We start from the raw sequence: 24,250 nt of genomic DNA, 5'->3' as shown, positions 1-24,250 counted from the left end.
GCTGCTCACGGATCGATGGGGTCGAGGCGGTCCACCCGGTACAGCTGAGGTACCTGGTCGAGCCCCTCGACCGTGCAGTCGAGATCGGACACCCGGCCGTCGCCCAGCCCATAGACCCAGCCATGCAAGGCGAGCGGTTGGCCGCGCTGCCAGGCGCGCTGGATGATCTTGTTGCGCGAGAGGTTATCCACCTGGGCTTTGACGTTGAGCTCGCACATGCGGTCGACCTGTTCGTCGAGGCTCAACTCGGCGAGGCTCTGACGATGACGGCTGTAGAGATCACGCACCGAGTGCAGCCAGAAATCGACGATACCGTTTTCGCCCCCCTGCACGGCGGCGCGAACCCCGCCACAGCCGTAGTGGCCGACCACCATGATGTGCTCGACCTTGAGGACATCGACGGCGTACTGCACCACCGACAGGGCGTTCATGTCGTTGTTATGCAACAGGTTGGCAACATTGCGGTGTACGAACACTTCGCCGGGGGGCAGGGCGACGATCTGATTGGCCGGTACGCGGCTGTCGGAGCAGCCGATCCATAAATAGTCAGGGTTCTGCTGTTCAGACAGGCGTGAGAAAAACTCCGGATCCTGCTCGCGCATTTTCTCGGCCCATTCGCGGTTGCGCTCGAGCAGCGATTGCATGCGTTTCTTCATCAGATTATGCGCGGGATACCCGGTACTTCTAGTGCCGGGAGGGATAGCGCGTCGCCCGCAGGGCGACATGGCTCACGCTACCGCCCGTCCCGCTCCTCCTTTGTCGTTACGGGTGGGTGTCTGGTGATAGTCGTAGCCATCGCCACGTTGCAGCAGGGCGCAGTGACGCCAGGCAATGCCCTGAACGCCACCCTGTTCGGTCTGGATGTTGAAGCTCCCGGTCTTGCGGATGGCAACTCGGCCCACATGCACGCCGGCTTTCTTGCCGCTCGGCACGATGGCCTTGACCCTATCGCCGGTCTGGAAGCCACGGATCTGTTTCTGTCGCATCAGGTAGCCACGCGGAAAACCGTACTTGTTGAGCCGGGCGCGCTTCTCGCTGCACGGCATCAGGGGCCGTTTGTGTTTGTCGAGCGTGAAAACCGCCATGACGATTTCCTCCGTGTCGTTGCCCTTACGGGCCTGGTGTCGCGGGCCTATCGGCCCGTCTCCCCTCGGGAATGTCTGCAACCGGCTCCTACGTTGCCGTAGCGATCAGAGCCTTCGGCGCTTTACCTTTCGCCAGCATGATTCTGACCTTCCAGAGCCCACCGCTGAGGAAGCACGGTGGCGTGGGTCTTGGCGACCTGTTGCAAACGTAGCGGGTTGGCTACCGCTTTCCCTGGTCAACCGGGCTTGTGTTCACAAGCCTCTCTCTTCAGGGAGAGGTAGTTGACGACGGCAAACCTGTGGCGGTGACATGGGTGGCGCTTCTTTTACCGTGAGTCTGACAGCCGATCAACGTCATCGCCACTCCCGGCGCTGCGCGATGACTGGTATCATCCGTGCATCGTTTCAATGCTTTAGCGTCTTTCAGGAGATATCTGTGTCTCAGTACGACTACGATCTTTTCGTCATCGGTGCCGGATCCGGTGGCGTGCGTGCCGCGCGCACTGCGGCGGCCACCGGTGCCCGTGTCGCGGTAGCCGAAGACCGCTATTTGGGTGGCACCTGCGTCAATGTCGGCTGCGTGCCCAAGAAGCTCTACTCCTACGCCGCCCACTTTCACGACGCCTTCGACGACAGCGCCGGTTTTGGCTGGACGCTGCCCGAGGCGCCGCGCTTCGATTGGGCCACGCTGCGCGACAACAAGATCAGCGAGATCAAGCGCCTCAACGGCATCTATGGGCGGCTGCTCGAGGGGGCCAATGTGACCCTGATCAATGCCCGCGCCAAGGTCCTCGACGACCATCACGTCGAGGTCGGCGGCGACACCGTCAGCGCCGAGAAGATTCTGGTCGCGGTCGGTGGCTGGCCCTGGGTACCGGACTTTCCCGGCAATGAGCACGTCATCGATTCCAACCGAGTCTTCGATCTCGACACCTTCCCCGAGCGTTTCCTGGTTCTCGGCGGCGGCTACATCGCGGTGGAATTTGCCAGCATCTTCAACGGCCTGGGCAGCGAAACGCACCTAGTGTATCGCGGCGAGCTGTTCCTGCGCGGCTTCGACCGTGAAGTGCGCGAGTTCACCCGCGACGAAATGGCCAAGAAGGGCGTCAAGCTGCACTTCGAGACCAATATCGAGTGCATCGAGCCGACGCATGATGCATACCGTGTCACCCTGACCAGCGGCGAGACACTCGAGGTCGATGCAGTACTCGCCGCGACCGGCCGCAAGCCGCACCTGCAGGGCCTTGGGCTCGACCGGTTGGATATCGCCCTTAATGACGACGGCACGCTCAAGGTCAATGACCGCTATGAAACCTCGGTGCCGTCGATCCTGGCACTGGGGGACGTGACCGGCGGACCGGAGCTGACCCCGGTGGCGCTGGCCGAGGCCATGCACATGGTGCAGCACCACTTCAGCGATGCGCCGCCGCGTCCCCTCGACTACCACAACATCGCCACCGCCGTGTTCTGTCACCCCAATATCGGTACCGTGGGGCTGTCCGAGGAGGAGGCGCGTGAGCAGTACGCTGAGATACGTGTCTACAGCGCCGACTTCCGGCCCATGAAGCATACCTTGTCAGGCAGCGACGAGCGCTGTCTGATGAAGCTGATCGTCGACGACGCCAGCGACAGGGTGGTAGGGGCACACATGGTCGGTGAAGAGGCCGGTGAGGTGATCCAGGGCATCGCCATCGCAGTGCGTGCCGGTCTGAGCAAGTCGGACTTCGACGCCACGGTAGGCATCCACCCCACCGGCGCCGAGGAGTTCGTGACCATGCGCAGCGTGACGCGCCGCTGAATCCCGTATTCGCCAGCCAAGAGGCCGCCTTCGGGGCGGCCTCTTGCGTTGTGTGATCCCGATCCACTCAGGCTCGCGCAGACTAGGCTAAACTGAGTAGACGGGGTTCGCGCTGGGCCAGCGCATGCTGGCTGGCAGCATGGACATAATCCAGGATTATGGATTTTGCGTCACACGATAAGAGCCTCTTTGATTTATCCATAAGTGCTTGTTATCATGTGGGGCAAATTCGCCAACTGCGAAGTATAATGATGAACGTATCCGCACAGCCGTTTACGACCTCTGCTGACCTCGCCCGGCCCACCGTTGCCGATGCCGTGGTGGGTAAATCGTCTTCTCCACTGTTCATTCGCAAGCCCAATCCAGACGATGGGTGGGGCATCTACGAACTGGTCAAGGCCTGCCCACCGCTCGACGTCAACTCCGCCTACGCCTACCTGCTGCTGGCCACCCAGTTTCGTGACAGCTGCGCCGTGGCAACCAACGAGGAAGGGGAGATCGTCGGGTTCGTCTCCGGCTACGTAAAGAGCAACGCCCCCGACACCTACTTTCTGTGGCAAGTCGCTGTCGGTGAAAAGGCTCGTGGTACCGGCCTTGCAAGGCGTCTGGTCGAAGCGGTCATGGGCCGCCCGGAGCTGGCCGAGGTGCACCATCTCGAGACCACCATCACCCCGGATAACGACGCCTCCTGGGGACTGTTCAAGCGCCTTGCCGACCGCTGGCAGGCACCGCTGAACAGTCGCGAGTACTTCTCCACCGATCAGCTCGGCGGTGAGCACGACCCGGAAAACCTCGTGCGCATCGGCCCCTTCCAGCCAGATCGTATCTGAACCGAACCCCTCTCGTGCGGCTGCTGAATGGCGGCCGCATGATACCCCTTTGCCTGCGTGTAGCCTCACGCCGGACCCTTGACTCATCAGGAGGTCGATAATGCAGACCCAGATTCTCGAACGCATGGAATCGGAAGTTCGTACCTATTCACGCTCATTCCCGGTGGTCTTCACCGAAGCCAAGGGCGCGCGCCTAACCACTGAGGACGGCCGCCAGTACATCGACTTCCTGGCCGGTGCCGGAACGCTCAACTATGGCCACAATCACCCCAAGCTCAAGCAGGCACTGCTCGACTACATGGCCGGCGATGGCATCATTCATGGTCTCGACATGTGGACCAAAGCCAAGCGCGAATACCTCGAGACCCTCGAAGAGTTGATCCTCAAACCGCGCGGCCTGGAATACAAGGTGCATCTGCCGGGCCCGACCGGCACCAACGCCGTCGAAGCCGCGATCCGCCTGGCCCGCGTGGCCACCGGTCGTCATAACATCGTGACCTTCACCAACGGCTTCCACGGCGTGACCATGGGCGCACTAGCGACCACCGGCAACCGCAAGTTCCGTGAGGCCACCGGCGGCATCCCGACCCAGGGGGCCTCGTTCATGCCGTTCGACGGCTATCTGGGCGAGCACGCCGATACCCTTGACTACCTCGAGAAGCTGCTCGGTGACAACTCCAGCGGCCTCGACATTCCCGCTGCAGTGATCGTCGAGACGGTGCAGGGGGAGGGCGGTATCAATCCGGCCGGTATCGAATGGCTGCAGCGTCTCGAGAAGATCTGTCACGCTCACCATATTCTGCTGATCGTCGACGACATTCAGGCCGGCTGTGGCCGCACCGGCAAGTTCTTCAGCTTCGAGCATGCCGGGATCAAGCCCGATATCGTGACCAACTCCAAGTCGCTCTCCGGCCTGGGGCTGCCGTTCGCCCACGTGCTGATGCGCCCGGAGCTCGACAAGTGGAAGCCGGGCCAGTACAACGGCACCTTCCGCGGTTTCAACCTGGCCTTCACCACCGCCACGGCCGCCATGCGCCATTTCTGGAGCGACAACACCTTCGAGCGTGACGTACAGCGCAAGGGTCGCATCGTCGAGGAGCGTTTCCAGCAGCTGGCCGAATGGCTGACCGCCAAGGGCATTGCGGCCTCCGAGCGTGGGCGTGGGCTGATGCGTGGCCTCGACGTGGGCAGCGGCGAGCACGCCGACAAAATCACCGCCGAAGCCTTCGAGCAGGGGCTGATCATCGAAACCAGTGGCCACGATGGTCAAGTGGTCAAGTGCCTGTGCCCGCTGACCATCAGCGATGAAGACCTGCTCAAGGGGCTGGACATCCTGGACGCCAGTGCCAAGAAAGTCTTTGGCTAACGCGCTATGCTATCAAGCATGCTTCCATGGACGCGCTTGGTAGCACACAGAGCAGGGGGCAGGGATGCCTGGTACCCTGAACATCCACGGCCCGCTGCGGCGGGCCGTTGTCACGTTACGCGCCTGTCGTCACGGCACCCGCGATTCATAGCATTCAGGAGATCACACACATGATCGTTCGCAACCTCGAAGAAGCGCGCCAGTCAGAGCGTCTGGTCAAGGCCGAGAATGGCAACTGGGACAGCACACGCCTGCTGCTGGCCAGCGATAACGGAGGCTTCTCCTTCCATATCACGCGTATTTACGAAGGCACCGAGACCCATATCCATTACAAGCACCACTATGAAGCGGTGTTCTGCATGGAAGGGGAAGGGGAAGTCGAGACCCTGGCCGATGGCAAGATCTGGCCGATCAAGCCGGGCGACATCTACATTCTCGATCAGCACGACGAACACCTGCTGCGTGCCAGCAAGACCATGCACCTGGCCTGTGTGTTTACCCCCCCGATCACCGGTACCGAAGTGCACCGCGAGGATGGCTCCTACGCGCCGGCCGAGGACTGAGTCAGCGCCAGGGCGTATCGACGCCTCGTCAGGCTCAGCGCCTGGCGAGGCGTCGGTGTATGGGGCCCGCTCAGGGCTGTTGGTCGAAGACGATGGTGATCTCGCCGAGGGTGATACCGAACTTGCGCATCGCAGTGCGGTTGATCAAACGGCCGTCGGGCTGCAGGTACATCCAGTCATCCATCTGGAACGTGATGTCGCGACCGCTGACCTCGATCTCCAGCGGGTAGCGCATGTTGAAGGCGTGGCCGCGCTGTTCGGCATCCACTGAGCCTTCGACGTCGTTGGCGCTACCGCGCCAGCGGTTGTCATCGATTCGTTCGAAGGTCCAGACGCGACGATCGGTTTCGCCGTCGTCGAACACGAAGTGCTCGTCGAGCACCAGCGTTCGGCCATCGTAGCGGCCGTCAATGTCCACGGTGAAGCGCCGTTGAACCTCGCCACGAAAGTCCTGAACCATGCCCCAGGCGCGCGTTTGGCCCTCGAAGTAGTCGGCGATGTCGAGACGTGGCTCGGTGTCGGCGTAGTCTGCCACGTCGACGCCGGCACAACCGGTCAGTGCCAGCGTCACCCATAGCAGGAGGAAGTGGCGTCGCCACAGTGCAATTTTTTTATACATCTGACGGTCCATTGCATGAGATTTGTATCGCTGTGACCGCCGAGTTGCCCATGGGGTTCGCCGGTTAGAGGCATTCATCCTTGGGTTCGCATAATATATATTATGTTAAATTGTGTCTGTGCGACGAGATAAAGCCTGCAAACCCATTGGACAGCCCTCCGCCACACTCCTTATCATCGGGCGACCAGTTACAAGGATTCTCCCTATCCCATGTCGATTGTGATGCGGATTCGACGCGCGTTGCCTGTTACGGCCCTCGCTTTGCCGGCACTCCTTGGCGGATGTGCTCTCCTGCAAGGGGAACCCGAGCCTCCCCCTGAACCACCGCTGACACAGCCTCAGTTCGAGTCGCGGCTCGCGCAGCTGGAACAGCAGCTGGCGGAGCGTTGCGATACCCACGAGCAATGGCTGATGCGGCACGCCGATGATACTCGCCGACTCACCGCCGATGTTCGCGAAGTCGGCAGCCTGGTACGTCATCTGCAAAGCGATATCGAGCTGCTATCCGATGATCCCGTCATCATTCCGGGACAATGTGACGAAAATGCGGACAGCCCGCTGGACAACAAGGAAGTGCTGGGACGCAGCGAATGGATCGGTCTGCCGGACGTGGGCACCTATCTCAAGGCGCGGGTCGATTCCGGCGCCAACACCTCGTCGCTGTCGGCGACGGATATCACCCGCTTCGAGCGTGACGGCGAAACCTGGGTGCGCTTCAAGATGGCATTGAGCGATGACGCCGTGGTCGTCGACCGGGTGCGCGACGAGTGGATCGAGGCACCAGTAGTGAGACGCGTGCGTATTCTACAGGCAGCTGGTGAGGAGTCCCGTCCAGTGGTGAGAATGTTGATGACGCTGGGCCCGATTCGCGAGCAGGTCGAGTTCACGCTCAATGACCGTAGCCATCTCAACTATCCTGTATTATTGGGGCGTCGCTTCATCATGGATATCGCCATGATCGATGTCGCCGAGACCTACCTTCATCCACGCCCCGAATTCCCGGGCGGCCGGCCATCGGATGAGGCCAGTGAAGATGAAGCCACGGACGACGATGAAAACGAAGTCAACGGCGATGAGTCCTGATCCGGTGTCGTCGTTGATCGGGCCGTAAGCCCCTTCGTTTTACAAGGAATTTTGCATGTCACGCCTGCCCTTTTATCTACTCGTCGGCGTATTGATGATCGCCGGCATTGCCCTCAGCGTGCATCGCCACGTGCAGTTCGAGGTGCCCTGGACCCCAGGTGAACAGCGTCAGGTCTGGGAGATCGAAGCCCAGGTCAACTTTACCGCTCGAGGCGGGCCGGCCATGGTCGACATGGCGCTGCCTTCCCACCAGAAGGGCTACCGGGTGTTGACCGAGAATACCGCCTCCCCGGGCTATGGCCTTTCCTTCCTCGAGGACGAGCGAGGCCGCCGCGCTGAGTGGTCGATCCGCGAGGCGGCGGGCAGTCAGCAGCTCTACTACTCGGTACAGCTGCTGGTAGCACCAGATGCCCGCCCCCCTCAATCGCGACGTCCCGAGCTTCAGGAGGTCGTCTGGGAGCGCCCTTTCGATACCGCCGCCAGCCAGGTCATCGAGCGGGCATGGCAGCGCTCCGCGACGCCCTTCACCTTCGCCCGTGAACTGATTCGCGACTTCAATGACGATCGCCAGGGGGAAAACGCCCGCCTGCTGCTCAACCAGTTCGACCGCGCCCCGCTGCTAGTACGGCTGCTCAACGAAGCCGGCGTGCATGCCCGCGTGGTCAGCGGCCTGATGCTCGAGGATGGGCGGCGCCGCCAGAGTCTGTCGAGCTGGGTTCAGGTCTTCGATGACGATCGCTGGTCGCTGTTCAATCCGGTGACCGGCGAGCAGGGACGCCCCGACAATCTGCTGATGTGGGAAGACAGCGGTCAGGCCGTGCTCGAGGTACAGGGTGGCACAAATTCGCGGATCAGCTTCTCGATGATCCAGCATAACCAGCCGGCCGCGGCCGCGGTGCGCAATCAGCTGGCCAACGACACCCTGATCAATTTCTCGATCCACAGCTTGCCCCTCGAGGAGCAGGCGCTATTCCAGACCATCCTGCTGATCCCGATCGGCGCGCTGGTGGTGGTGTTGCTCAGGGTGCTGATCGGGATCAAGACCTCGGGCACCTTCATGCCGGTACTGATCGCCCTGGCGTTCATCCAGACCACATTGATGACCGGCTTGATCGGCTTCCTGCTGATCGTGGCGGTAGGACTGGTGATCCGCAGCTACCTGTCGCACCTCAATCTGCTGCTGGTGGCGCGAGTGTCGGCGGTGATCATAACGGTCATCGCCATCATCTCGATCTTCTCGGTGCTCTCTTACCGTTTCGGCCTCAACGCCGGGCTGACGATCACCTTTTTCCCGATGATCATCCTTTCCTGGACCATCGAGCGGATGTCGATCCTGTGGGAGGAGGAAGGCCCCAAGGAGGTGCTGATTCAAGGCGGTGGCAGCTTGCTCACCGCAGTACTCGCTTACCTGGCGATGAACAATCCCTGGGTGCGCCACATCACCTTCAACTTCCTGGGCGTGCAGATGATCCTGATGTCGCTGATCCTGCTGCTGGGTAACTACACCGGCTATCGGCTGCTGGAGCTGCGCCGTTTCAAGCCGGTCACGGAGGATTGAGCGAATGTGGACCACACCGGGACGGCTCAAGGCCAAGGGCATCATCGGCATGAACCGGCGCAATATTCGCTATATCGGTCGCTATAACGATCGCCGGCTCTATCCGCTGGTGGACGACAAGCTCAAGACCAAGTTGTTGGCCAAGGAGTACGGCATCACCACACCGGCCTTGATCGGTACCGTCAAGAGCCAGTTCGAGGTCAAGGGGGTAGCCGCCATGGTCACCGCGCACCCCGGTTTCGTGATCAAGCCAGCCAAGGGCAGCGGCGGCAAGGGTATCCTGGTCATCGAGCGGGTCGAAGGCGACAGCTATATCAAGCCCAGCGGTGCACACCTTCGGCGTGAAGACCTCGAGCGGCATGTCTCCAACATTCTTTCGGGGCTCTACTCTCTGGGCGGTTCGCCGGATGTGGCCGTTGTCGAAGCGCTGATCAACTTCGATGACTCGCTGTCCGAATACACCTACGAAGGCGTACCGGATATCCGGGTCATCATCTTCCAGGGCTACCCGGTGATGGCGATGATGCGGCTCTCCACGGCGGCGTCCGACGGCAAGGCCAACCTGCACCAGGGGGCGGTCGGCGTAGGGATCGACATTGCCAGCGGCTGCGCGCTGCGTGGCGTACAGTTCGACCGCAGCCGAGCCGATCATCCCGATACCGGCCATGAGCTCGCCAGTCTGAAAATCCCCGGTTGGCAGACACTGCTCGAGCTCGCCGCCGGATGCTACGAGATGACCGGGCTCGGCTACCTCGGCACCGACATGGTGCTCGACCGCGACCAGGGGCCTATGCTGCTGGAGCTCAATGCGCGCCCTGGGCTGGCCATTCAGATGGCCAACGGTGAAGGGTTGCGTCCGCGTCTCGACCTGATCGAGCGCCAGCCACCGGGGGTAAGCGTTGCTGAGCGGGTGGCATTGGCGCAGCGCCATTTTGCCCGTCAGAGCGAGCTGCAGGCAGTCGAGCAAATCCCCTGTCCGGCCTGAGTGGCTGTCGACGTCCTTGCCGCGTAGAATAAGTGGCTCATTGAATAATCAGGCCTATCATGTCCGACGCCAGTTCACTGATTCTCCAGGCAGAACAGCAGTGCCAACAACGCGGCGTGCGTTTTACGCCGATCCGACGGCGCGTGCTCGAGATGATCGCCAGCGCCGACGGCGGTTTAAAAGCCTATGATCTGCTCGACGAGCTCGCCGTGGAGCACGCCTCGGCGCGTCCGCCAACCGTCTACCGGGCGCTGGATTTCCTCATCGAACAGGGACTGGTGCACCGTATCGAGTCGCTCAACGCCTACGTCGCCTGCCCCTGCCCCGAGCACGCCCACTGTTTTCAATTGCTGATCTGCCGTCTCTGCGGCCGGGTCGAGGAGCTGCATCTCGACGACGTCAACACGCAGCTGGCGAGTCGCGCCCGCAGTCTGGGGTTTCGCGTCGAGCGGCAGACCATCGAACTGCTGGGAACCTGTGAGGAGTGTGCCTCGTGAGCGAGCTTTTCAAGCAACTCGAACGCGCCGACATCGGCCACAGTGTCGAGCTGGAGGCGCTGCTGGCTGCGGTCAAGTGGAATGATGATGGTTTGGTGCCTGCCATCGCTCAGCAGCACGATAGCGGCGAAGTGCTTATGATGGCCTGGGTGAACGAAACCGCACTGCGCGAGAGTCTCGTCACTCGGCGGGTCTGTTACTGGTCGCGCTCACGCGGCAAGCTGTGGCGCAAGGGCGAGTCGTCCGGCCAGCAGCAGCAGCTTGTGGGGGCGGCGCTGGACTGCGACGGCGATACCCTTTTGCTGCACGTCGACCAGACCGGTCCTGCCTGCCATACCGGTCGTCGCAGCTGTTTCTATGTCGCCATCGATCATGATCGGGCACATGTCAGCAGCGCCCCGCTGATCGACCCCGACACCCTCTACGCTACCCCCTGATCATGCGCTTGTTGAGACGTTTGTCGAGGCGCGTCCTGGTCGGCCTGGGTGGAGGGCTGGGGTGGGGGCTGGTGGTGTTGATCAAGCTCTATCAATGGGTGATCAGTCCCCTCCTCGGCCCACGCTGCCGTTTCTGGCCGAGCTGCTCGCACTACACCCTCGAGGCCGTCAAGGTGCATGGCCCGGCCAAGGGCGGCTGGCTCGGCGTCAAGCGCATCGTCAAGTGTCATCCAGGTCACGCAGGGGGCATCGATCCGGTTCCCGGCGGTCCCAGCGAAGCGCTCTGCCAGGACGATCCAGAGTGTCCCGAGTTCGTCGCCCCCGAGCACAAATCCTCAGGGCAGTAGTAGCGGGCTACCACCTGCTCAAACGATCCGCATGCCAGACTGACGCTGCACCTACTAACAATGAGGAGCACGCCATGTCTGCCAAAACCATACTCATGCTGTGCGGCGACTTTGCCGAAGATTACGAAACCATGGTGCCCTTCCAGGCCCTCAAGGCCGTCGGGCACCGCGTCGATGCCGTGTGTCCCGACAAGCAGGCCGGCGACAGCATCGCGACGGCCATTCATGACTTCGAAGGCGACCAGACCTACACCGAGAAGCCCGGTCATCGCTTCGCGCTCAACGCCAGCTTCGCCGATGTCGATCCCGCCCGCTACGATGCGCTGGTGATTCCCGGCGGTCGCGCCCCGGAGTACCTGCGTCTCGACGACCGAGTGATCGACATCGTGCGCCACTTTTTCGCCGCCGATAAACCGGTCGCCGCCGTCTGCCACGGCGCCCAACTGCTGGCGGCAGCAGGCGTACTCGAGGGGCGGCGCTGCTCGGCTTATCCGGCCTGCCGCCCCGAAGTGGAACTGGCTGGCGGTCGCTATGCCGATATTGCCGTGGACGACGCCATCACCGAAGGCAACCTGGTCAGCGCCCCGGCCTGGCCGGCACATCCAGCCTGGATCGGCCAGTTCCTGACCCTGCTCGGGACCCGCATCACGCACCAGTGAGCGTCCCCCTTCCGCGTGCTACACCGCTGCCTCGTCGAGGCGGCGGTGTCGGACTATGCTACAAAGGATGGATGGCATTCATTCACGCTGAGTAGCAAGGAGAAACGACGATGTGCAGGCTCTTCGTGGGTGCCGATCCCGGCCTGTGGGAAGCACAAACCCGCTCCATGCGCCTCGATGGCATGTGTACCAGCGTGCGCCTGGAAAGCTTCTTCTGGGGCGTGCTCGAGGAGATCGGCCGGCGCGATGGACTGTCCCTGGGTCAACTACTGACGCGCCTGGCGAGGGAGTCCGTCGAAGCAGGCCATGACCTGGACAATTTTGCATCTTTCCTGCGCGTCTGCTGCGCGCGCTATCAGGCCCTGCAGCTCAACGGAGAGATCCCGGCGGACGCGGCAGTGCCTATTGCCGACCTGGATGCAGCGGCAATACTGGCTCGAGAAGAGCGCCGGCACTCGCAGCCGCTGACGGCCTAGCGCTACAGGCTACGCCACCTCGCGCTGGGCGACCTCGTAGATCCGCGTCAGCATCGCGTGTAGCCCGTTGCTGCGGGTCGGCGACAGGTGCTTGTCGAGCCCCAGTGCCTCGAGGAAGCTAGGTTCGGCGGCCATCACTTCCTGCGGTGAGCGATCGTTGTAGATACGCATCAGCACTGCGATCAGCCCCGAGACGATGGCGGCATCCGAGGTGGCATCGAAGTGGAGGCGCTCGCCGTCGCGAGCATGATGCATCCAGACGTTGGACTGACAGCCCTCGATCTTGTACTCGGGCGTCTTCCACTCCTCGGGAAAGCTCGGCAACTGCTTGCCCATATCGATGATGTACTGATAGCGGTCCATCCAGTTGTCGAACATCGCAAACTCGTCGATGAGCGCCTGTTGGGCCGCCTGCGGCGTAGGTTCCTGCGCTGACATGATGACTCCTTCTACTCGAATGCTGTGATTATACCGGCCCGTCGCCCCCCGTGTCCGCCCCGCTCGCTGAAACGCTATCATCCAGGGAGTGACGCGATACCTGCTGTTGCCACTCCTCGGCTTCGGCGTGTAGATAGCGGGCGGTGGTATCCAGCCGCGCGTGTCGCGCACTCATGGCCAGGTAGCGCAGTTCGACGCCGCGCTGGGCCTGATGGGTCAAGGCCGTGTGGCGCAGCCAGTGCGGCGAGGCCTGGCGCAGCTTCGGCGCCATCGCCGCCAGCGGGGCGGCCACTTCGCCGCGACCCGCGGCCCTCTCGAGCGCGTCGGCCGCCTCGGCAAACGTCGACTTGATCAGTCGATAGAGCTGGTTATCCCCCAGGCCGCGCTTGCCATCCAGTCCGCGCAGCAGCGGACCCACGTCCTCTGGACCAGGTTCGACGACGAGGCCTAGCGCCTGACGCCACTCGCCGAGCAGCGTCAGTGCTGCCGGCGGCAGCGGAATCTCGGCCAGCTTCCCCCCCTTGCCGATGACCCGCCACCACCAGCGCCCTTCGACGCGGTACACATCCTCCATGCGTGCGGCCGCCAGCTCGGCGACCCGCGGTGCCAGGAGATAGGCGAAGCCGAACAGGAAGCGGCGCCGCTGCCAGCGCAGCGTATTCCGTTCGCTGGCGCCCTCCCCCGGGGGCTGGTTGATCCAGGCCCATAGCCAGTCCCACAGCGGTCGCTCGAGATAGCGCTCAATCCGTCCCGTGCGGTTGTCCAGGCGCCGGCGCTTGTCGCGCATTAGTCGAAACGGGTTGTGGCGTACCCAGCCAGCGTCCGCCAGCCAGGCAAACAAGCCCTGCAGAATGACCAGGCTCTGACGTCGGCTGGCAGGCGACAGCGGGCCGCGAAACGGCCGCCAGCCCGCGCTGGAGCGCGGCCGTGGCGGCCCTATCCAGCGCTCGGCCGGCTGTGGATCGCCAAGAAAGGCCTCGAAATCGGCGAGATGTTCGCGACGCAGTTCGTCCAGCCGCAACGCCCGCTCGCCCAGCCACAGCAGCAGCCGCTCGGCCTCCTTGCGATAGGCGCGCTGGGTCTGCGGACTGGCCTGATACTCGGCCAGCCATAGCGTGACCGCCTGAATATCGCTGGTGGCGCCGATCTGCACGCCGTCGCCATGCCTCGGCGGCGCCGGCTGTGGCAGTGGTTCCACCAAGCCGTTGAGCGGCACGAGCTGATCCTGTTCCACTCCGACGTCACTCCCTGTTTGGTGCTTGGCACTCAGTATCATGGTTCCCGCGTCTTATAATCAAGATAAGCCTCGTAATCATGAATTAATGTGCTATTTCGTATCGTAAATTACATAAAACGTAATACATAAAATACTTCCTTTTTGCCGCCTACGGCGCTAGGCTGCGCCGTGATAAGCGTCGGCGGCGCGCGAAGGAAAGGAGCACGGCATGGCAAGAAGCGGCGTACAGTTCGAGGACGTACAGCGGGCAGTGGATGCCCTGCTGCAGCGAGGCGAAACCCCTAGCGTGCAGAAGGTGCGCGAGGTGCTGGGCACCGGCAGCTTCACCACCATCAGCGATCATCTACGCGAATGGCGTCAGCAGCGTGAGCAGAATCGCGCCACGCCCCACCCTCAGGCCATCCCCGAAGCGCTGCAGTCACTAATGGGAGAGCTGTGGCACAAGGCCGAGGAAGCCGCCAGTGAGGGGCTGGCCCACTATCGTCAGGAAGCCGACCGCCGGGTCGAGGCGGCCCAGGAAACCAGCGCCGAGAGCCAGCGGCTGGCCGAGCATGCCGGCCAGCGTGAGGCCGCCCTCGCCGACCACCTGGGCCAGGTACAGGCCAGCCTCGATGAACGCAGCCAGCGACTGGCCAAGGCAGAGGCCGAGCGCGACAGTCTCCAGTCACGCCTGGCAGCATTCGAGCAGCAGTGCCAGCGGCTCGAGGGACAGCTGCAACAGCTGCAGCAGCAGCGTGATCAACAAGCCGAAGCGCATCGCCAGGCCCTCGAGGCTCAGGCCGAGCGGCATCGCGAGGCATTACAGCAGGAAGAGCAGCGTCACGAGGCCGCCGAAGCGCGCTTGATGGGCCTGCTCGATGCCTCGCGGCAGGAGCGCCAGGCGTCCGACAAGCAGCACGCCGAGCGCCTGACCCAGTTGGAAGCCCGCCTCGAAGCGCGCGACCAGCAGCTACAGTCGCTGCGTGCCGATCTGGCAGAACAGGAGCGCCGCCAGCGCGAGGCGAACTGGCAGCGTCAGCAGGCCCAGGACGGGCTGGATGATGAGCGCCAGCGCAGCGACGCGCTGGCCAGTCGGTTGGCATCCCGCGAACAGGCGCTGGAAGAGAGCCGTCAGCGCATAGCTGAGCTGGAAGCGCGTCTGGCCCAGGCGACGCTACCGCCCTTCACGTACTGAGTAACAGCCTTGCCCGCACGCAAAAGAGCCGCTCCAAGAGCGGCTCTTTCATGGCGTGCTGCTATAAGAGGGCAAACCATTCAGCGATAGTAGGCCTGGCTGGTATCGGTGTGGTCGGTGACGTCGCGAATCCCGGAAAGCTCGGGAATGCGCTCGATGAGTGTCTTTTCCACGCCATCCTTGAGCGTCAGGTCAACCGCAGCGCAGCCCTGACAGCCGCCGCCGAACGCCAGCACCGCCACATTTTCGTCGGTTAGCTGGATCAGCTTGATTTCACCGCCGTGGGCCGCCAGGCCGGGGTTGATCTCGCTGTAGAGCACGTAGTTGACGCGATCTTCCAGCGGGCTGTCGGCATTGACCTTGGGCATCTTGGCGTTGGGCGCCTTGATGGTCAGCTGGCCGCCCATGCGATCGGCGTTGAAGTCGACCACCGCCTCGTCGAGGAACGCCAAGCTGTGCTTGTCGAGGTAGACGCGAATCTTGTCCAGCTCGAGCAACTCATCGCTGGGCTCCTCTTCGCCTGGGCGGCAGTAGGCCAGGCAGGTCTCGGCGTAAGGGGTGCCGGGCTGGGTAATGAAGATGCGCACCGCGATGCCCTCGACGTTCTGCTTCTCGAGCAGTTCGGCGAGGTACTCCTGGGCGCTATCGGTAATCTCGATGCTCTGGCTCATGATATCGTCAGTCCTGGTACCGATGGGCAGATGGATACCTTCATGGTAAGGAAAAGTCATCGTCGACACAATCCCGAGTGAAATACTCGGTTTTGTCGCCCCTGCCCCGCGACAGACGCTTTCTGGTACCATGCGCGGTTATATCGTGACTGCGTGGGCCACCAAGAATTGTCCCTCGCCGCAGACCCTGACGCTGGAGAATCATTCCCACCATGGCCGCCGTTCCCACTGCTGTTACCGCCGCGCTCCACGAGCACCTTGCACGCCGCATCCTGATCCTGGATGGCGGCATGGGTACCATGCTGCAGAATGCCGAGCTCAGCGAGGCAGAGTTTCGCGGCGAGCGCTTCAAGGACTGGCCCAGCGACCTCAAGGGCAACAACGACCTGCTGGCGCTGACCTGCCCGGACGTGGTGACGCGCATTCATCGCGATTATCTCGAAGCCGGCGCCGACATCATCGAGACCAATACCTTCAACAGCACCCAGCTCTCCCAAGCCGACTACGGCATGCAGTCGCTGGTGGTCGAACTGAACCGCGAGTCGGCGCGCCTGGCCCGGGAAGTATGCGATGCCGTCGCCGCCGAGACCGGCGTGCCACGCTATGTGGCAGGGGTGCTCGGCCCGACCTCGCGCACCGCCTCGTTGTCACCCGACGTCAATGACCCGGCCAAGCGCAACGTGACCTTCGACGAGCTGCGCGAGAACTACTACGAAGCCGCCGAGGCGCTGATCGAGGGCGGCTCGGACCTGATCCTGATCGAGACCATCTTCGATACCCTTAATGCCAAGGCGGCAATTTTCGCCCTCGAGCAGCTCTTCGACGATCTTGGTAAGCGGCTGCCGGTGATGATCTCCGGCACCATTACCGACGCCTCGGGGCGCACTCTCTCCGGCCAGACCACCGAGGCGTTCTGGAACTCGATCCGTCACGCCCAGCCGCTATCGGTGGGCCTCAACTGCGCCCTGGGAGCCGAAGAGCTGCGTCCCTACCTCGAGGAACTCTCGACCAAGGCCGACACCTTCGTCTCGGCGCACCCCAACGCTGGCCTGCCCAACGAGTTCGGCGAATACGACCAGACCCCGGAGGAGATGGCTGCCATCGTCGCCGAGTTCGCCACCAGTGGATTGGTCAATATCATCGGCGGTTGCTGCGGCTCGACCCCCGAGCATATCCAGGCGATTACCGAGGCGGTGCGTGACACTGCTCCGCGCCAGGTGCCCGAGCGTCCCCGGGCCTGCCGCCTGTCGGGGCTCGAGCCGTTCAATATCGAAGCCGACTCGCTGTTCGTCAACGTCGGCGAGCGCACCAATGTCACCGGCTCGGCACGCTTCAAGCGGTTGATCGTCGACGAGGACTACACCACTGCCCTCGAGGTGGCCCTGGAGCAGGTCGAGAACGGCGCCCAGGTCATCGATATCAACATGGACGAGGGCATGCTGGAGTCTCAGGAAGCGATGGTGCGCTTCCTCAACCTGATCGCCGGCGAACCGGATATCGCCCGCGTGCCGATCATGATCGACTCCTCCAAGTGGGAGATCATCGAAGCCGGCCTCCAGTGCGTGCAGGGCAAGGCGGTGGTCAACTCGATCTCGATGAAGGAGGGAGAAGACGCCTTCCGTGAGCAGGCCACCGCCTGTCGTCGCTACGGCGCGGCGATCGTGGTCATGGCGTTCGACGAAGACGGCCAGGCCGACACCTTCGCCCGCAAGGCCGAGATCTGCGAGCGCGCCTACCGGCTGCTGGTCGACGAGATCGGCTTTCCGCCGGAAGACATCATCTTCGACCCCAACATCTTCGCCATCGCCACCGGCATCGAGGAGCACAACAACTACGCGGTGGACTTCATCGAAGCCACCCAGTGGATTCGTGAGCATCTCCCCCATGCGCTGGTCTCCGGCGGTGTCTCCAACGTCTCCTTCTCGTTCCGCGGCAACAACCCGGTGCGCGAGGCAATCCACTCGGTGTTCCTCTACCATGCCATCCGCGCCGGCTTGACCATGGGCATCGTCAATGCCGGCCAGCTGGCAGTCTACGATGACCTGCCTACCGAGTTGCGCGAGGCGGTGGAAGATGTGGTGCTCAATCGCCGCAGCGACGGCACCGAGCGTCTCCTCGACATCGCCGACAAGTACAAGGGCGACGGTTCTGGCGCGGTCAAGAAGGAAGACCTAGAGTGGCGCAGCTGGCCGGTCAACAAGCGCATCGAGCACGCCCTGGTCAAGGGCATCACCGCGCATATCGAAGACGACACCGAGCAGGCCCGTGCCGAGGCCGAACGGCCCATCGAGGTCATCGAAGGGCCTCTGATGGACGGCATGAACGTGGTCGGCGACCTGTTCGGCGACGGCAAGATGTTTCTGCCCCAGGTCGTCAAGTCGGCACGTGTCATGAAACAGGCCGTGGCCTACTTGATTCCCTATATCGAGGCCGAAAAAAGCGAAGACACCCAGGCCAAGGGCAAGATCGTCATGGCCACGGTCAAGGGCGATGTCCACGACATCGGCAAGAACATCGTCGGCGTGGTCCTGCAGTGCAACAACTATGAGGTCATCGACCTCGGTGTGATGGTGCCTGCCGAGAAGATCCTGCAGACCGCCCGGGAAGTGAACGCCGATATCATCGGCCTGTCGGGGCTGATCACGCCGTCGCTGGACGAGATGGTTCACGTCGCCAAGGAGATGCAGCGCCAGGGCTTTTCGCTGCCGCTGCTGATCGGTGGCGCTACCACCTCCAAGGCCCACACTGCGGTCAAGATCGAACCCCAGTACGAGCACCCGGTGATCTACGTCACCGACGCATCGCGTGCGGTGGGCGTCGCCGGACGCCTGCTGACGCCCAGCCTCAAGCCGGCTTATGTCGCGGATATTCGCGAGGAGTACGAGAAAGTCCGCGAGCGAAATGCCAAGCGCCGTCCCAAGGCCGCCGACCTCTCCTACGCCGAGGCACGCAAGCGCCGCTTCCGCACCGACTGGACCAGCTTCACGCCACCCGCACCGCATGTCACCGGGCTTCAGGTCTTCGATGACTACGATCTCGAAGAACTGATCGAGCGCATCGACTGGACGCCGTTCTTCATGAGCTGGCAGCTGGCCGGCAAGTACCCCAAGATTCTCGATGACAAGGTGGTCGGAGAAGCCGCGCGCAACCTGTTTGCCGACGCCCAGGCGATGCTGGCCAAGCTGGTCGATGAAAAACGCGTCCAGGCGCGTGGCGTGATCGGCCTGTGGCCGGCCAATAGCGTCGACGACGATGTCATCGAGGTCTACGCCGACGAATCGCGCAGTGAGGTTATCGAGCGGCTACACCATATTCGCCAACAGATGACCAAGAACCGTGACGGCATCTGCTACAGCCTGGCCGATTTCATCGCCCCGAAAGAGAGCGGCAAGCCCGACTGGATCGGTGGTTTCGCGGTTACCACCGGCCACGGTGTGGACGAGCTCAGCAAGGCCTACGAAGCCGCTGGCGACGACTACAACGCGATCATGGTCCAGGCCCTCACCGATCGCCTCGCCGAGGCCTTCGCCGAGCGCATGCACGAGCGGGTGCGTAAGGAGTTCTGGGGCTATGTGCCGCAAGAGCAGCTCGACAACGAGGCGTTGATCGCCGAGCAGTACCAGGGCATTCGCCCTGCGCCGGGTTATCCGGCCTGTCCCGACCATACCGAGAAGGCCACGCTGTTCCGCCTGCTCGACGCCGAGCGCCATACCGGGCTGACCCTGACCGAGAGCTTCGCCATGTGGCCCGCCGCCGCGGTATCGGGCTGGTACTTCGCACATCCCCAGTCGAAGTACTTCGCCACCGGCAAGATCACCCGTGACCAGGTCGAGGTGCTGGCCGAGCGCAAAGAGATGCCTCTCGCCGAGCTCGAGCGCTGGCTGTCACCGGTACTCTCCTACGACGCTGACTGAAACGCAGATCGCTCAGGGCCCGTCGCCGGCGGGCCCTGCCATTCATTCGCTGGAACCCGGCATGCTCCCCGAGCCCTCCCGACGCCATACCATCCTCAAGCTAGCGCTGCCGATCATCGCCGGGATGCTCTCCCAGAGCCTGCTCAATCTGATCGATGCCATCCTGGTCGGCCGGCTCGGCGAGGTCGCCCTGGCGGGGGTCGGGATCGGCGGCTATACGATGTTTCTGGTCACCGCCGTGCTGTTCGGATTGTCGTCCGGGGTGCAGGCGCAAACCGCCCGTCGCCACGGTGAAGGAGTCTGGTCGCGGCGTGCCGTGGCACTCAATGCCGGCCTGGTCATCGCCATGCTGGTGGCCGTTCCCCTGACCTTGCTGTGCCTGTGGCAAGCGCCACGGCTACTGGCGCTGATCAACCAGACTCCGGAAGTCAATGCCGTCGCGGTGGAGTATTTCCGCTGGCGGGTTATCTCGCTGGTACCGGTAGCAATGATCTTCTGCTTTCGCGGCTACTGGAACGGCATCCAGCAGACCGTCATTTACCTGCGCATCATCCTGGTTATGCACCTGATCAACGTCATCGCCAGCGTTGGCCTGATCTTCGGCTACTGGGGGCTGCCTACCATGGGCCCTGCCGGTGCCGGTGCCGGTACCAGCCTGTCGCTGTTCGTCGGCGTCCTGATCTGGCTGACATGGAGCCTGCGTCACGCCACGGCGAGTGGTTTCCTGTCGCGCTGGCCGCAGCGGTTGACCTTCACCACGACCCTGCGCCTGGCAACGCCGCACTCCTTTCAGCAGCTGTGGTTCGCCGCCGGCTATGCCGTTCTGTTCTGGATTCTTGGCCAGCTGGATACCTCGAGCGTTGCCGTTGGCCATATACTGGTGAATCTCTCGCTATTCTTGATCTTGCCGGGCGTCGGGCTCGGCATGGCGGCGATGAGTCTGGTGGGTCAGGCAATGGGGCGCGACGCCTACCGCGATGCCCATCGCTGGGGCTGGGACGTGGTCAAGGTCGCCTGGGCCTGTCTGGCGCTATTGGCCCTGCCCATGCTATTGATGCCGGAGCGGGTTCTCGGCCTGTTCCTGCACAGCGAGGCGCTGATCGAGATGGGCCGCCTGCCGCTTCGCTTGACGGCACTGATGATCGTGCTCGATGCCGCCGCGCTGGTGCTTGCTCAAGCACTGCTGGGTGCCGGGGCCAACCGCACGGTCATGACCCTCACGCTGTCGATGCAATGGTTACTGTTTCTACCGCTGGCCTGGCTGGTTGGCGTGGAGTTCGACCAGGGATTGGCAGGGATCTGGTGGGTGCAGCTGGGCTATCGCAGCCTCAACTCGCTCTGTTTCGTGATGCTCTGGCAGCGGCGGCGCTGGCAGCAGCTGGCGATTTGATCGCTACCACTATGACAAGGAGAAACGTGCATGCGTGTGTTGGCCACCTGCCTGCTGTGTCTGATGTCACCGGCGGTGTTCGCTGCATCCCTTAACGTCACCTTCATCAATCCCGGTTATCAGGGCGAGCGCTTCTGGGACATGGTCAGCAGCACCATGCAGGCCGCCGCAGACGATCTCGACATCGAGCTCGAGATCCTGTTTGCCGAGCGCGACCGGCATTTGATGCAGTCGCTGGCCGCCCGGGTCCTCGAGAGAAAGCGCCCACCCGACTATCTGGTCCTGGTGAATGAAGAGCAGCATGCCGTCGAGCTGCTCGAGCAGGTCGAGCAGCGCGGCGTCGACGTGCTGTTCCTGCTCAATGGTCCGAGTGCCGAGCAGCGCCAGCACACCGGTATCCCCGGCGAGCATTATCGACACTGGGTCGGTGTGATCGAACCCGACAATTTCGCTGCCGGGGCACGCATGGCCCGTGCACTGCTGGCAGCGGCTCCCGAGCGGCCGCGCCCACTGCCGACCCTGGCACTGCTCGGCGACACCCTCACCCCTGCCTCGATCAACCGTAATGGCGGCATGCTCGATGTGCTGATCGAGGACCCGCGGGTGCGCCTCGACCGCTTACTCACCGCTCACTGGAATCAGGAAGAGGCGCGTGCGCTGACCGCAGGTTATCTGCGCTGGCTGGTGCGGCGTAACGAAACGCCCGCGCTGATCTGGGCGGCCAACGACCCGATCGCCATCGGCGCCATCGAGGCACTTCAGCATGCCGGCTTCGCCCCGGGTGACGATGTGCTGGTGGTGGGACTCAACTGGTCGCCGGAAGGCATCCAACGAGTCGCCCGCGGTGAGCTGCTGCTCACCGACGGCGGGCACTTTCTAGCCGGCGCCTGGGCCATGGTCATGCTGCGCGACCTGGCCGATGCAACCATCGAGGTGGCAGATGCCAGCATCCGCTTTCCGATGGCAGCCCTCGATGCCCGTGACGTGGCGCTCTATGGCGAGCAACTCGCGTCGCCTGACTGGTCACGTATCGACTTCTCTCGCTTTCGCTACGCCAACGCAGGCTACGACTTCTCGCCCCTCCGCGCCCTCGAGATGCTGATGGAGGCGCCGCAATGAGCTCAAGGCTGAGCCTCAACCAGCTCTTCATGCTGCGCCTGGTACCGCTGGCGTTGCTGGTGGCACTGGCGGTAAGCCTGGCGAGTGCCTGGCATCTGCACAAGCGCTTCGAAGGCGAGCTCGAGCGCAAAGAGACCGAGCTGCTGCGTATCGGTGCCAGCCTACTGGCTGCCCCGCTGTGGAACTTCGACAACCATGCCGTCGATGAACTGGTCGACACGCTGTTGGCCGACGCCGACGTGTCCAGCGTCAGCGTCTACGATGATACCGACACGCTGATACTGTCGCGGCACAATGGTCATGACCTGTTTGGCCTGAAGCAGCGTCGCGCTGCCATCATCTTCGAGAACGCCCTACTGCGCCGCCACCTCGGTCACCTCGAGCTGACCTTCACGCGTCAACGGCTCAGCGAACAGATTGGTTGGTCAATATTCTTCACGCTGCTGGCCGTCGCGCTGGTGGTCGTCGCGGTACTCGCCTGGACCATGCGCTTCAATCGACTGCATGTGGTGGCGCCCCTCAACGCCATTCTCGACACCTTGCGTGCCATGCGCAGCGGTCAGCCCTTCGTGCCGGTGGTCAGCGGGGCACCGGGAGAGGTCGGGGCGGCGCTGCACGCCTATAACAGCCTGGCGGTTCAGCTCGATCACGCGCATCAGGAGATCGCCGCCCAGTCGCAGCGCGATGCCTTGACGGGCCTGCTCAATCGGCATGGTTTCTATGCTCATCTCAGTCACTGGCTGGAGACGCACCCACAGCGCCCGCTGGGACTGCTGCACATGGATATCAACCACTTTCGCTGGATCAACGAGAGCTTCGGCCAGGATGCTGGCAGCCAGCTACTCTGTGATATCGCCACGCGCCTCGAACAGCAGTTGATACCACAGCTGAGTCTGCCGCTGGCGCGGCTCGGCAGTGACGAGTTCGTGGCCGCCTTTGCCGATATCGATAGTACCGGGCTGGCTCGCCAGGCCCGTGACTTGCAGCGCAGCATGCTGGAGCCATTCGAGGTCTTCGATCAACAGGTGTTCGTCTCGATGAACCTGGGGGGCGCACTGTTCCCCCAACACGCCGCGACCGCTGAAGGACTGCTCAAGGTAGTAGAGCTGGCGCTGCACCGCGGCAAGGGTCGTAGTCCCGGCGAGTATCGCCTCTATCAGCCTTCCACCACGCATCTGCCGGCCCACCAGATGATCGCGCTGGAGCGTGACCTGCATCGCGCGCTCAATGAAGATGGCCTGCGCCTGATGCTGCAACCCATCGTCACCGCCGACTCCATCCCCGGTGGTCGGGTCACGCTCAGCGGTGTCGAGACGCTGGTGCGCATCGAGCACCCCGAGCATGGCGTGCTCTCCCCCGACACCTTCATTCCGGTGGCCGAGGCCTCGGGGCTTATTCTGCCGCTGGGTGCCTGGGTCATGGAGCAGGGCCTGGCCTGGCTCGCCGCGGCAACTCGCCAGGGGCTCGACACCCTGACGCTGTCATTCAACGTCTCGGCGCGCGAGATCCACGCCGGTGGTCTGGTCGAGCGCCTCGCCGAAGGCCTCGCCCGCCACGCGCTGGCGCCCCATCGCATCATCCTCGAAGTTACCGAGAACCTGATGCTCGAGCGTGATGAGGTCGTACTGGAAACGTTCAACGCGCTACGCAGCCTGGGCTGCAGGCTTGCTATCGATGATTTCGGCACCGGCTTTTCGTCGATGAGCTATCTCCAGCACCTGCCCTTCGATATCGTCAAGATCGACCGCTGCTTCGTCAGCGAGCTCCATACCGAGCCTCGCCAGGCGGCGCTGGTCGCGGCAATGATCGAAATGGGCCATGCGCTGGGGTTGAGCGTTACCGTGGAGGGGATCGAGTTGAATGAACAGGCACGCTGCTGCCTCGACAATGGCGCCGACCACCTGCAAGGTTACTACTTCTGCCGGCCAGTGCCGGCGCAAGAGGCGCTTGCGCGCTTCATAACTCTTTAATTAAAATCTATGATCATTTATTCTTTCAAAGAAT

General features: G+C 62.9%; 23 protein-coding genes. 17 read left to right on the top strand and 6 right to left on the bottom strand.

Annotated features, from left to right (window positions below):
- Positions 1–5: 5 nt before the first annotated feature.
- Both can and BLT16_RS01450 read right to left on the bottom strand, forming a co-directional pair.
- Positions 6–644 carry a carbonate dehydratase gene (gene can, locus BLT16_RS01455; protein WP_245701393.1) on the bottom strand — a complete coding sequence of 213 codons (639 nt, stop codon included), beginning with the start codon at positions 642–644 and terminating at the stop codon, positions 6–8.
- A gap of 84 nt (positions 645–728) precedes the next feature.
- Positions 729–1,085, bottom strand: a complete 357-nt coding sequence (locus BLT16_RS01450; RefSeq protein WP_245701392.1) for an RRXRR domain-containing protein — start codon at positions 1,083–1,085, stop codon at positions 729–731.
- Between the two features lie 436 nt (positions 1,086–1,521).
- Between BLT16_RS01450 and gorA the strand changes: the two genes are divergently transcribed.
- The 4 genes from gorA to BLT16_RS01430 all read left to right on the top strand — a co-directional run bounded on the left by gorA (position 1,522) and on the right by BLT16_RS01430 (position 5,642).
- Positions 1,522–2,883, top strand: coding sequence for a glutathione-disulfide reductase (gene gorA, locus BLT16_RS01445; protein WP_245701391.1), 1,362 nt, complete (start codon positions 1,522–1,524; stop codon positions 2,881–2,883).
- Positions 2,884–3,134: 251 nt separating this feature from the next.
- Entirely contained in the window at positions 3,135–3,713 is a 579-nt protein-coding gene (gene ectA, locus BLT16_RS01440; protein WP_089656871.1) for a diaminobutyrate acetyltransferase, read from the top strand.
- A gap of 100 nt (positions 3,714–3,813) precedes the next feature.
- Positions 3,814–5,079 carry a diaminobutyrate--2-oxoglutarate transaminase gene (ectB, locus tag BLT16_RS01435; protein ID WP_089656726.1) on the top strand — a complete coding sequence of 422 codons (1,266 nt, stop codon included), beginning with the start codon at positions 3,814–3,816 and terminating at the stop codon, positions 5,077–5,079.
- A 170-nt stretch (positions 5,080–5,249) separates the two neighbouring features.
- Positions 5,250–5,642 (top strand): ectoine synthase, encoded by a 393-nt coding sequence (locus tag BLT16_RS01430; protein ID WP_076747947.1) that lies wholly within the window; start codon positions 5,250–5,252, stop codon positions 5,640–5,642.
- Positions 5,643–5,712: 70 nt separating this feature from the next.
- On the opposite strand, the gene BLT16_RS01425 is transcribed toward BLT16_RS01430, so the two are convergent.
- Positions 5,713–6,261, bottom strand: a complete 549-nt coding sequence (locus tag BLT16_RS01425) for a DUF3833 domain-containing protein (protein ID WP_089656725.1) — start codon at positions 6,259–6,261, stop codon at positions 5,713–5,715.
- A gap of 210 nt (positions 6,262–6,471) precedes the next feature.
- Between BLT16_RS01425 and BLT16_RS01420 the strand changes: the two genes are divergently transcribed.
- The 8 genes from BLT16_RS01420 to BLT16_RS01385 all read left to right on the top strand — a co-directional run bounded on the left by BLT16_RS01420 (position 6,472) and on the right by BLT16_RS01385 (position 12,303).
- Positions 6,472–7,344 carry an ATP-dependent zinc protease family protein gene (locus BLT16_RS01420; RefSeq protein WP_245701390.1) on the top strand — a complete coding sequence of 291 codons (873 nt, stop codon included), beginning with the start codon at positions 6,472–6,474 and terminating at the stop codon, positions 7,342–7,344.
- Positions 7,345–7,399: 55 nt separating this feature from the next.
- Complete coding sequence (locus tag BLT16_RS01415; protein ID WP_089656724.1) at positions 7,400–8,902, top strand: UUP1 family membrane protein; 1,503 nt, start codon at positions 7,400–7,402, stop codon at positions 8,900–8,902.
- Positions 8,903–8,906: 4 nt separating this feature from the next.
- Positions 8,907–9,887: an alpha-L-glutamate ligase-like protein gene (locus BLT16_RS01410; RefSeq protein WP_089656723.1), complete on the top strand. Its 981-nt coding sequence runs from the start codon at positions 8,907–8,909 to the stop codon at positions 9,885–9,887.
- A gap of 59 nt (positions 9,888–9,946) precedes the next feature.
- On the top strand, positions 9,947–10,384 hold the full coding sequence (locus BLT16_RS01405; RefSeq protein ID WP_089656722.1) for a transcriptional repressor: 438 nt from the start codon (positions 9,947–9,949) through the stop codon (positions 10,382–10,384).
- A complete protein-coding gene (gene hisI / locus BLT16_RS01400; protein WP_089656721.1) occupies positions 10,381–10,821 on the top strand; it encodes a phosphoribosyl-AMP cyclohydrolase in 441 nt (146 codons plus the stop codon). Before BLT16_RS01405 ends, hisI begins: the two co-directional genes overlap by 4 nt.
- A gap of 11 nt (positions 10,822–10,832) precedes the next feature.
- Entirely contained in the window at positions 10,833–11,168 is a 336-nt protein-coding gene (gene yidD / locus BLT16_RS01395) for a membrane protein insertion efficiency factor YidD (RefSeq protein ID WP_422717908.1), read from the top strand.
- A gap of 74 nt (positions 11,169–11,242) precedes the next feature.
- On the top strand, positions 11,243–11,827 hold the full coding sequence (locus BLT16_RS01390) for a DJ-1/PfpI family protein (RefSeq protein ID WP_089656719.1): 585 nt from the start codon (positions 11,243–11,245) through the stop codon (positions 11,825–11,827).
- Between the two features lie 110 nt (positions 11,828–11,937).
- Positions 11,938–12,303 (top strand): ribbon-helix-helix domain-containing protein, encoded by a 366-nt coding sequence (locus BLT16_RS01385; protein ID WP_089656718.1) that lies wholly within the window; start codon positions 11,938–11,940, stop codon positions 12,301–12,303.
- Between the two features lie 9 nt (positions 12,304–12,312).
- On the opposite strand, the gene BLT16_RS01380 is transcribed toward BLT16_RS01385, so the two are convergent.
- Positions 12,313–12,741, bottom strand: coding sequence for a SufE family protein (locus BLT16_RS01380; protein ID WP_089656717.1), 429 nt, complete (start codon positions 12,739–12,741; stop codon positions 12,313–12,315).
- 28 nt (positions 12,742–12,769) lie between these two features.
- Complete coding sequence (locus BLT16_RS01375) at positions 12,770–13,975, bottom strand: tyrosine-type recombinase/integrase (protein ID WP_245701388.1); 1,206 nt, start codon at positions 13,973–13,975, stop codon at positions 12,770–12,772.
- A 211-nt stretch (positions 13,976–14,186) separates the two neighbouring features.
- Between BLT16_RS01375 and BLT16_RS01370 the strand changes: the two genes are divergently transcribed.
- Positions 14,187–15,152, top strand: coding sequence for a DNA-binding protein (locus BLT16_RS01370; RefSeq protein ID WP_089656715.1), 966 nt, complete (start codon positions 14,187–14,189; stop codon positions 15,150–15,152).
- A gap of 80 nt (positions 15,153–15,232) precedes the next feature.
- Here BLT16_RS01370 and nfuA read toward each other — a convergent pair whose 3' ends face one another.
- Entirely contained in the window at positions 15,233–15,823 is a 591-nt protein-coding gene (gene nfuA, locus BLT16_RS01365; RefSeq protein ID WP_089656869.1) for a Fe-S biogenesis protein NfuA, read from the bottom strand.
- A gap of 212 nt (positions 15,824–16,035) precedes the next feature.
- Here nfuA and metH point away from each other — a divergent pair, with 212 nt between their 5' ends.
- From metH to BLT16_RS01345, 4 genes are all read left to right on the top strand, one after another.
- The gene (gene metH, locus BLT16_RS01360; protein ID WP_089656714.1) at positions 16,036–19,737 is read left to right on the top strand and encodes a methionine synthase; all 3,702 of its coding nucleotides are present in this window, start codon (positions 16,036–16,038) and stop codon (positions 19,735–19,737) included.
- Between the two features lie 61 nt (positions 19,738–19,798).
- Positions 19,799–21,127 carry an MATE family efflux transporter gene (locus BLT16_RS01355; protein ID WP_089656713.1) on the top strand — a complete coding sequence of 443 codons (1,329 nt, stop codon included), beginning with the start codon at positions 19,799–19,801 and terminating at the stop codon, positions 21,125–21,127.
- 30 nt (positions 21,128–21,157) lie between these two features.
- On the top strand, positions 21,158–22,246 hold the full coding sequence (locus BLT16_RS01350) for an ABC transporter substrate-binding protein (RefSeq protein WP_089656712.1): 1,089 nt from the start codon (positions 21,158–21,160) through the stop codon (positions 22,244–22,246).
- The gene (locus BLT16_RS01345; RefSeq protein WP_089656711.1) at positions 22,243–24,216 is read left to right on the top strand and encodes a putative bifunctional diguanylate cyclase/phosphodiesterase; all 1,974 of its coding nucleotides are present in this window, start codon (positions 22,243–22,245) and stop codon (positions 24,214–24,216) included. Before BLT16_RS01350 ends, BLT16_RS01345 begins: the two co-directional genes overlap by 4 nt.
- Positions 24,217–24,250: the final 34 nt, after the last annotated feature.

Source organism: Franzmannia pantelleriensis (assembly GCF_900102875.1).
GTDB classification, from domain to species: Bacteria; Pseudomonadota; Gammaproteobacteria; order Pseudomonadales; family Halomonadaceae; genus Franzmannia; species Franzmannia pantelleriensis.
Note: the sequence above shows the minus strand (reverse complement) of the source record. Positions and strands in the feature narration are given on the sequence as shown.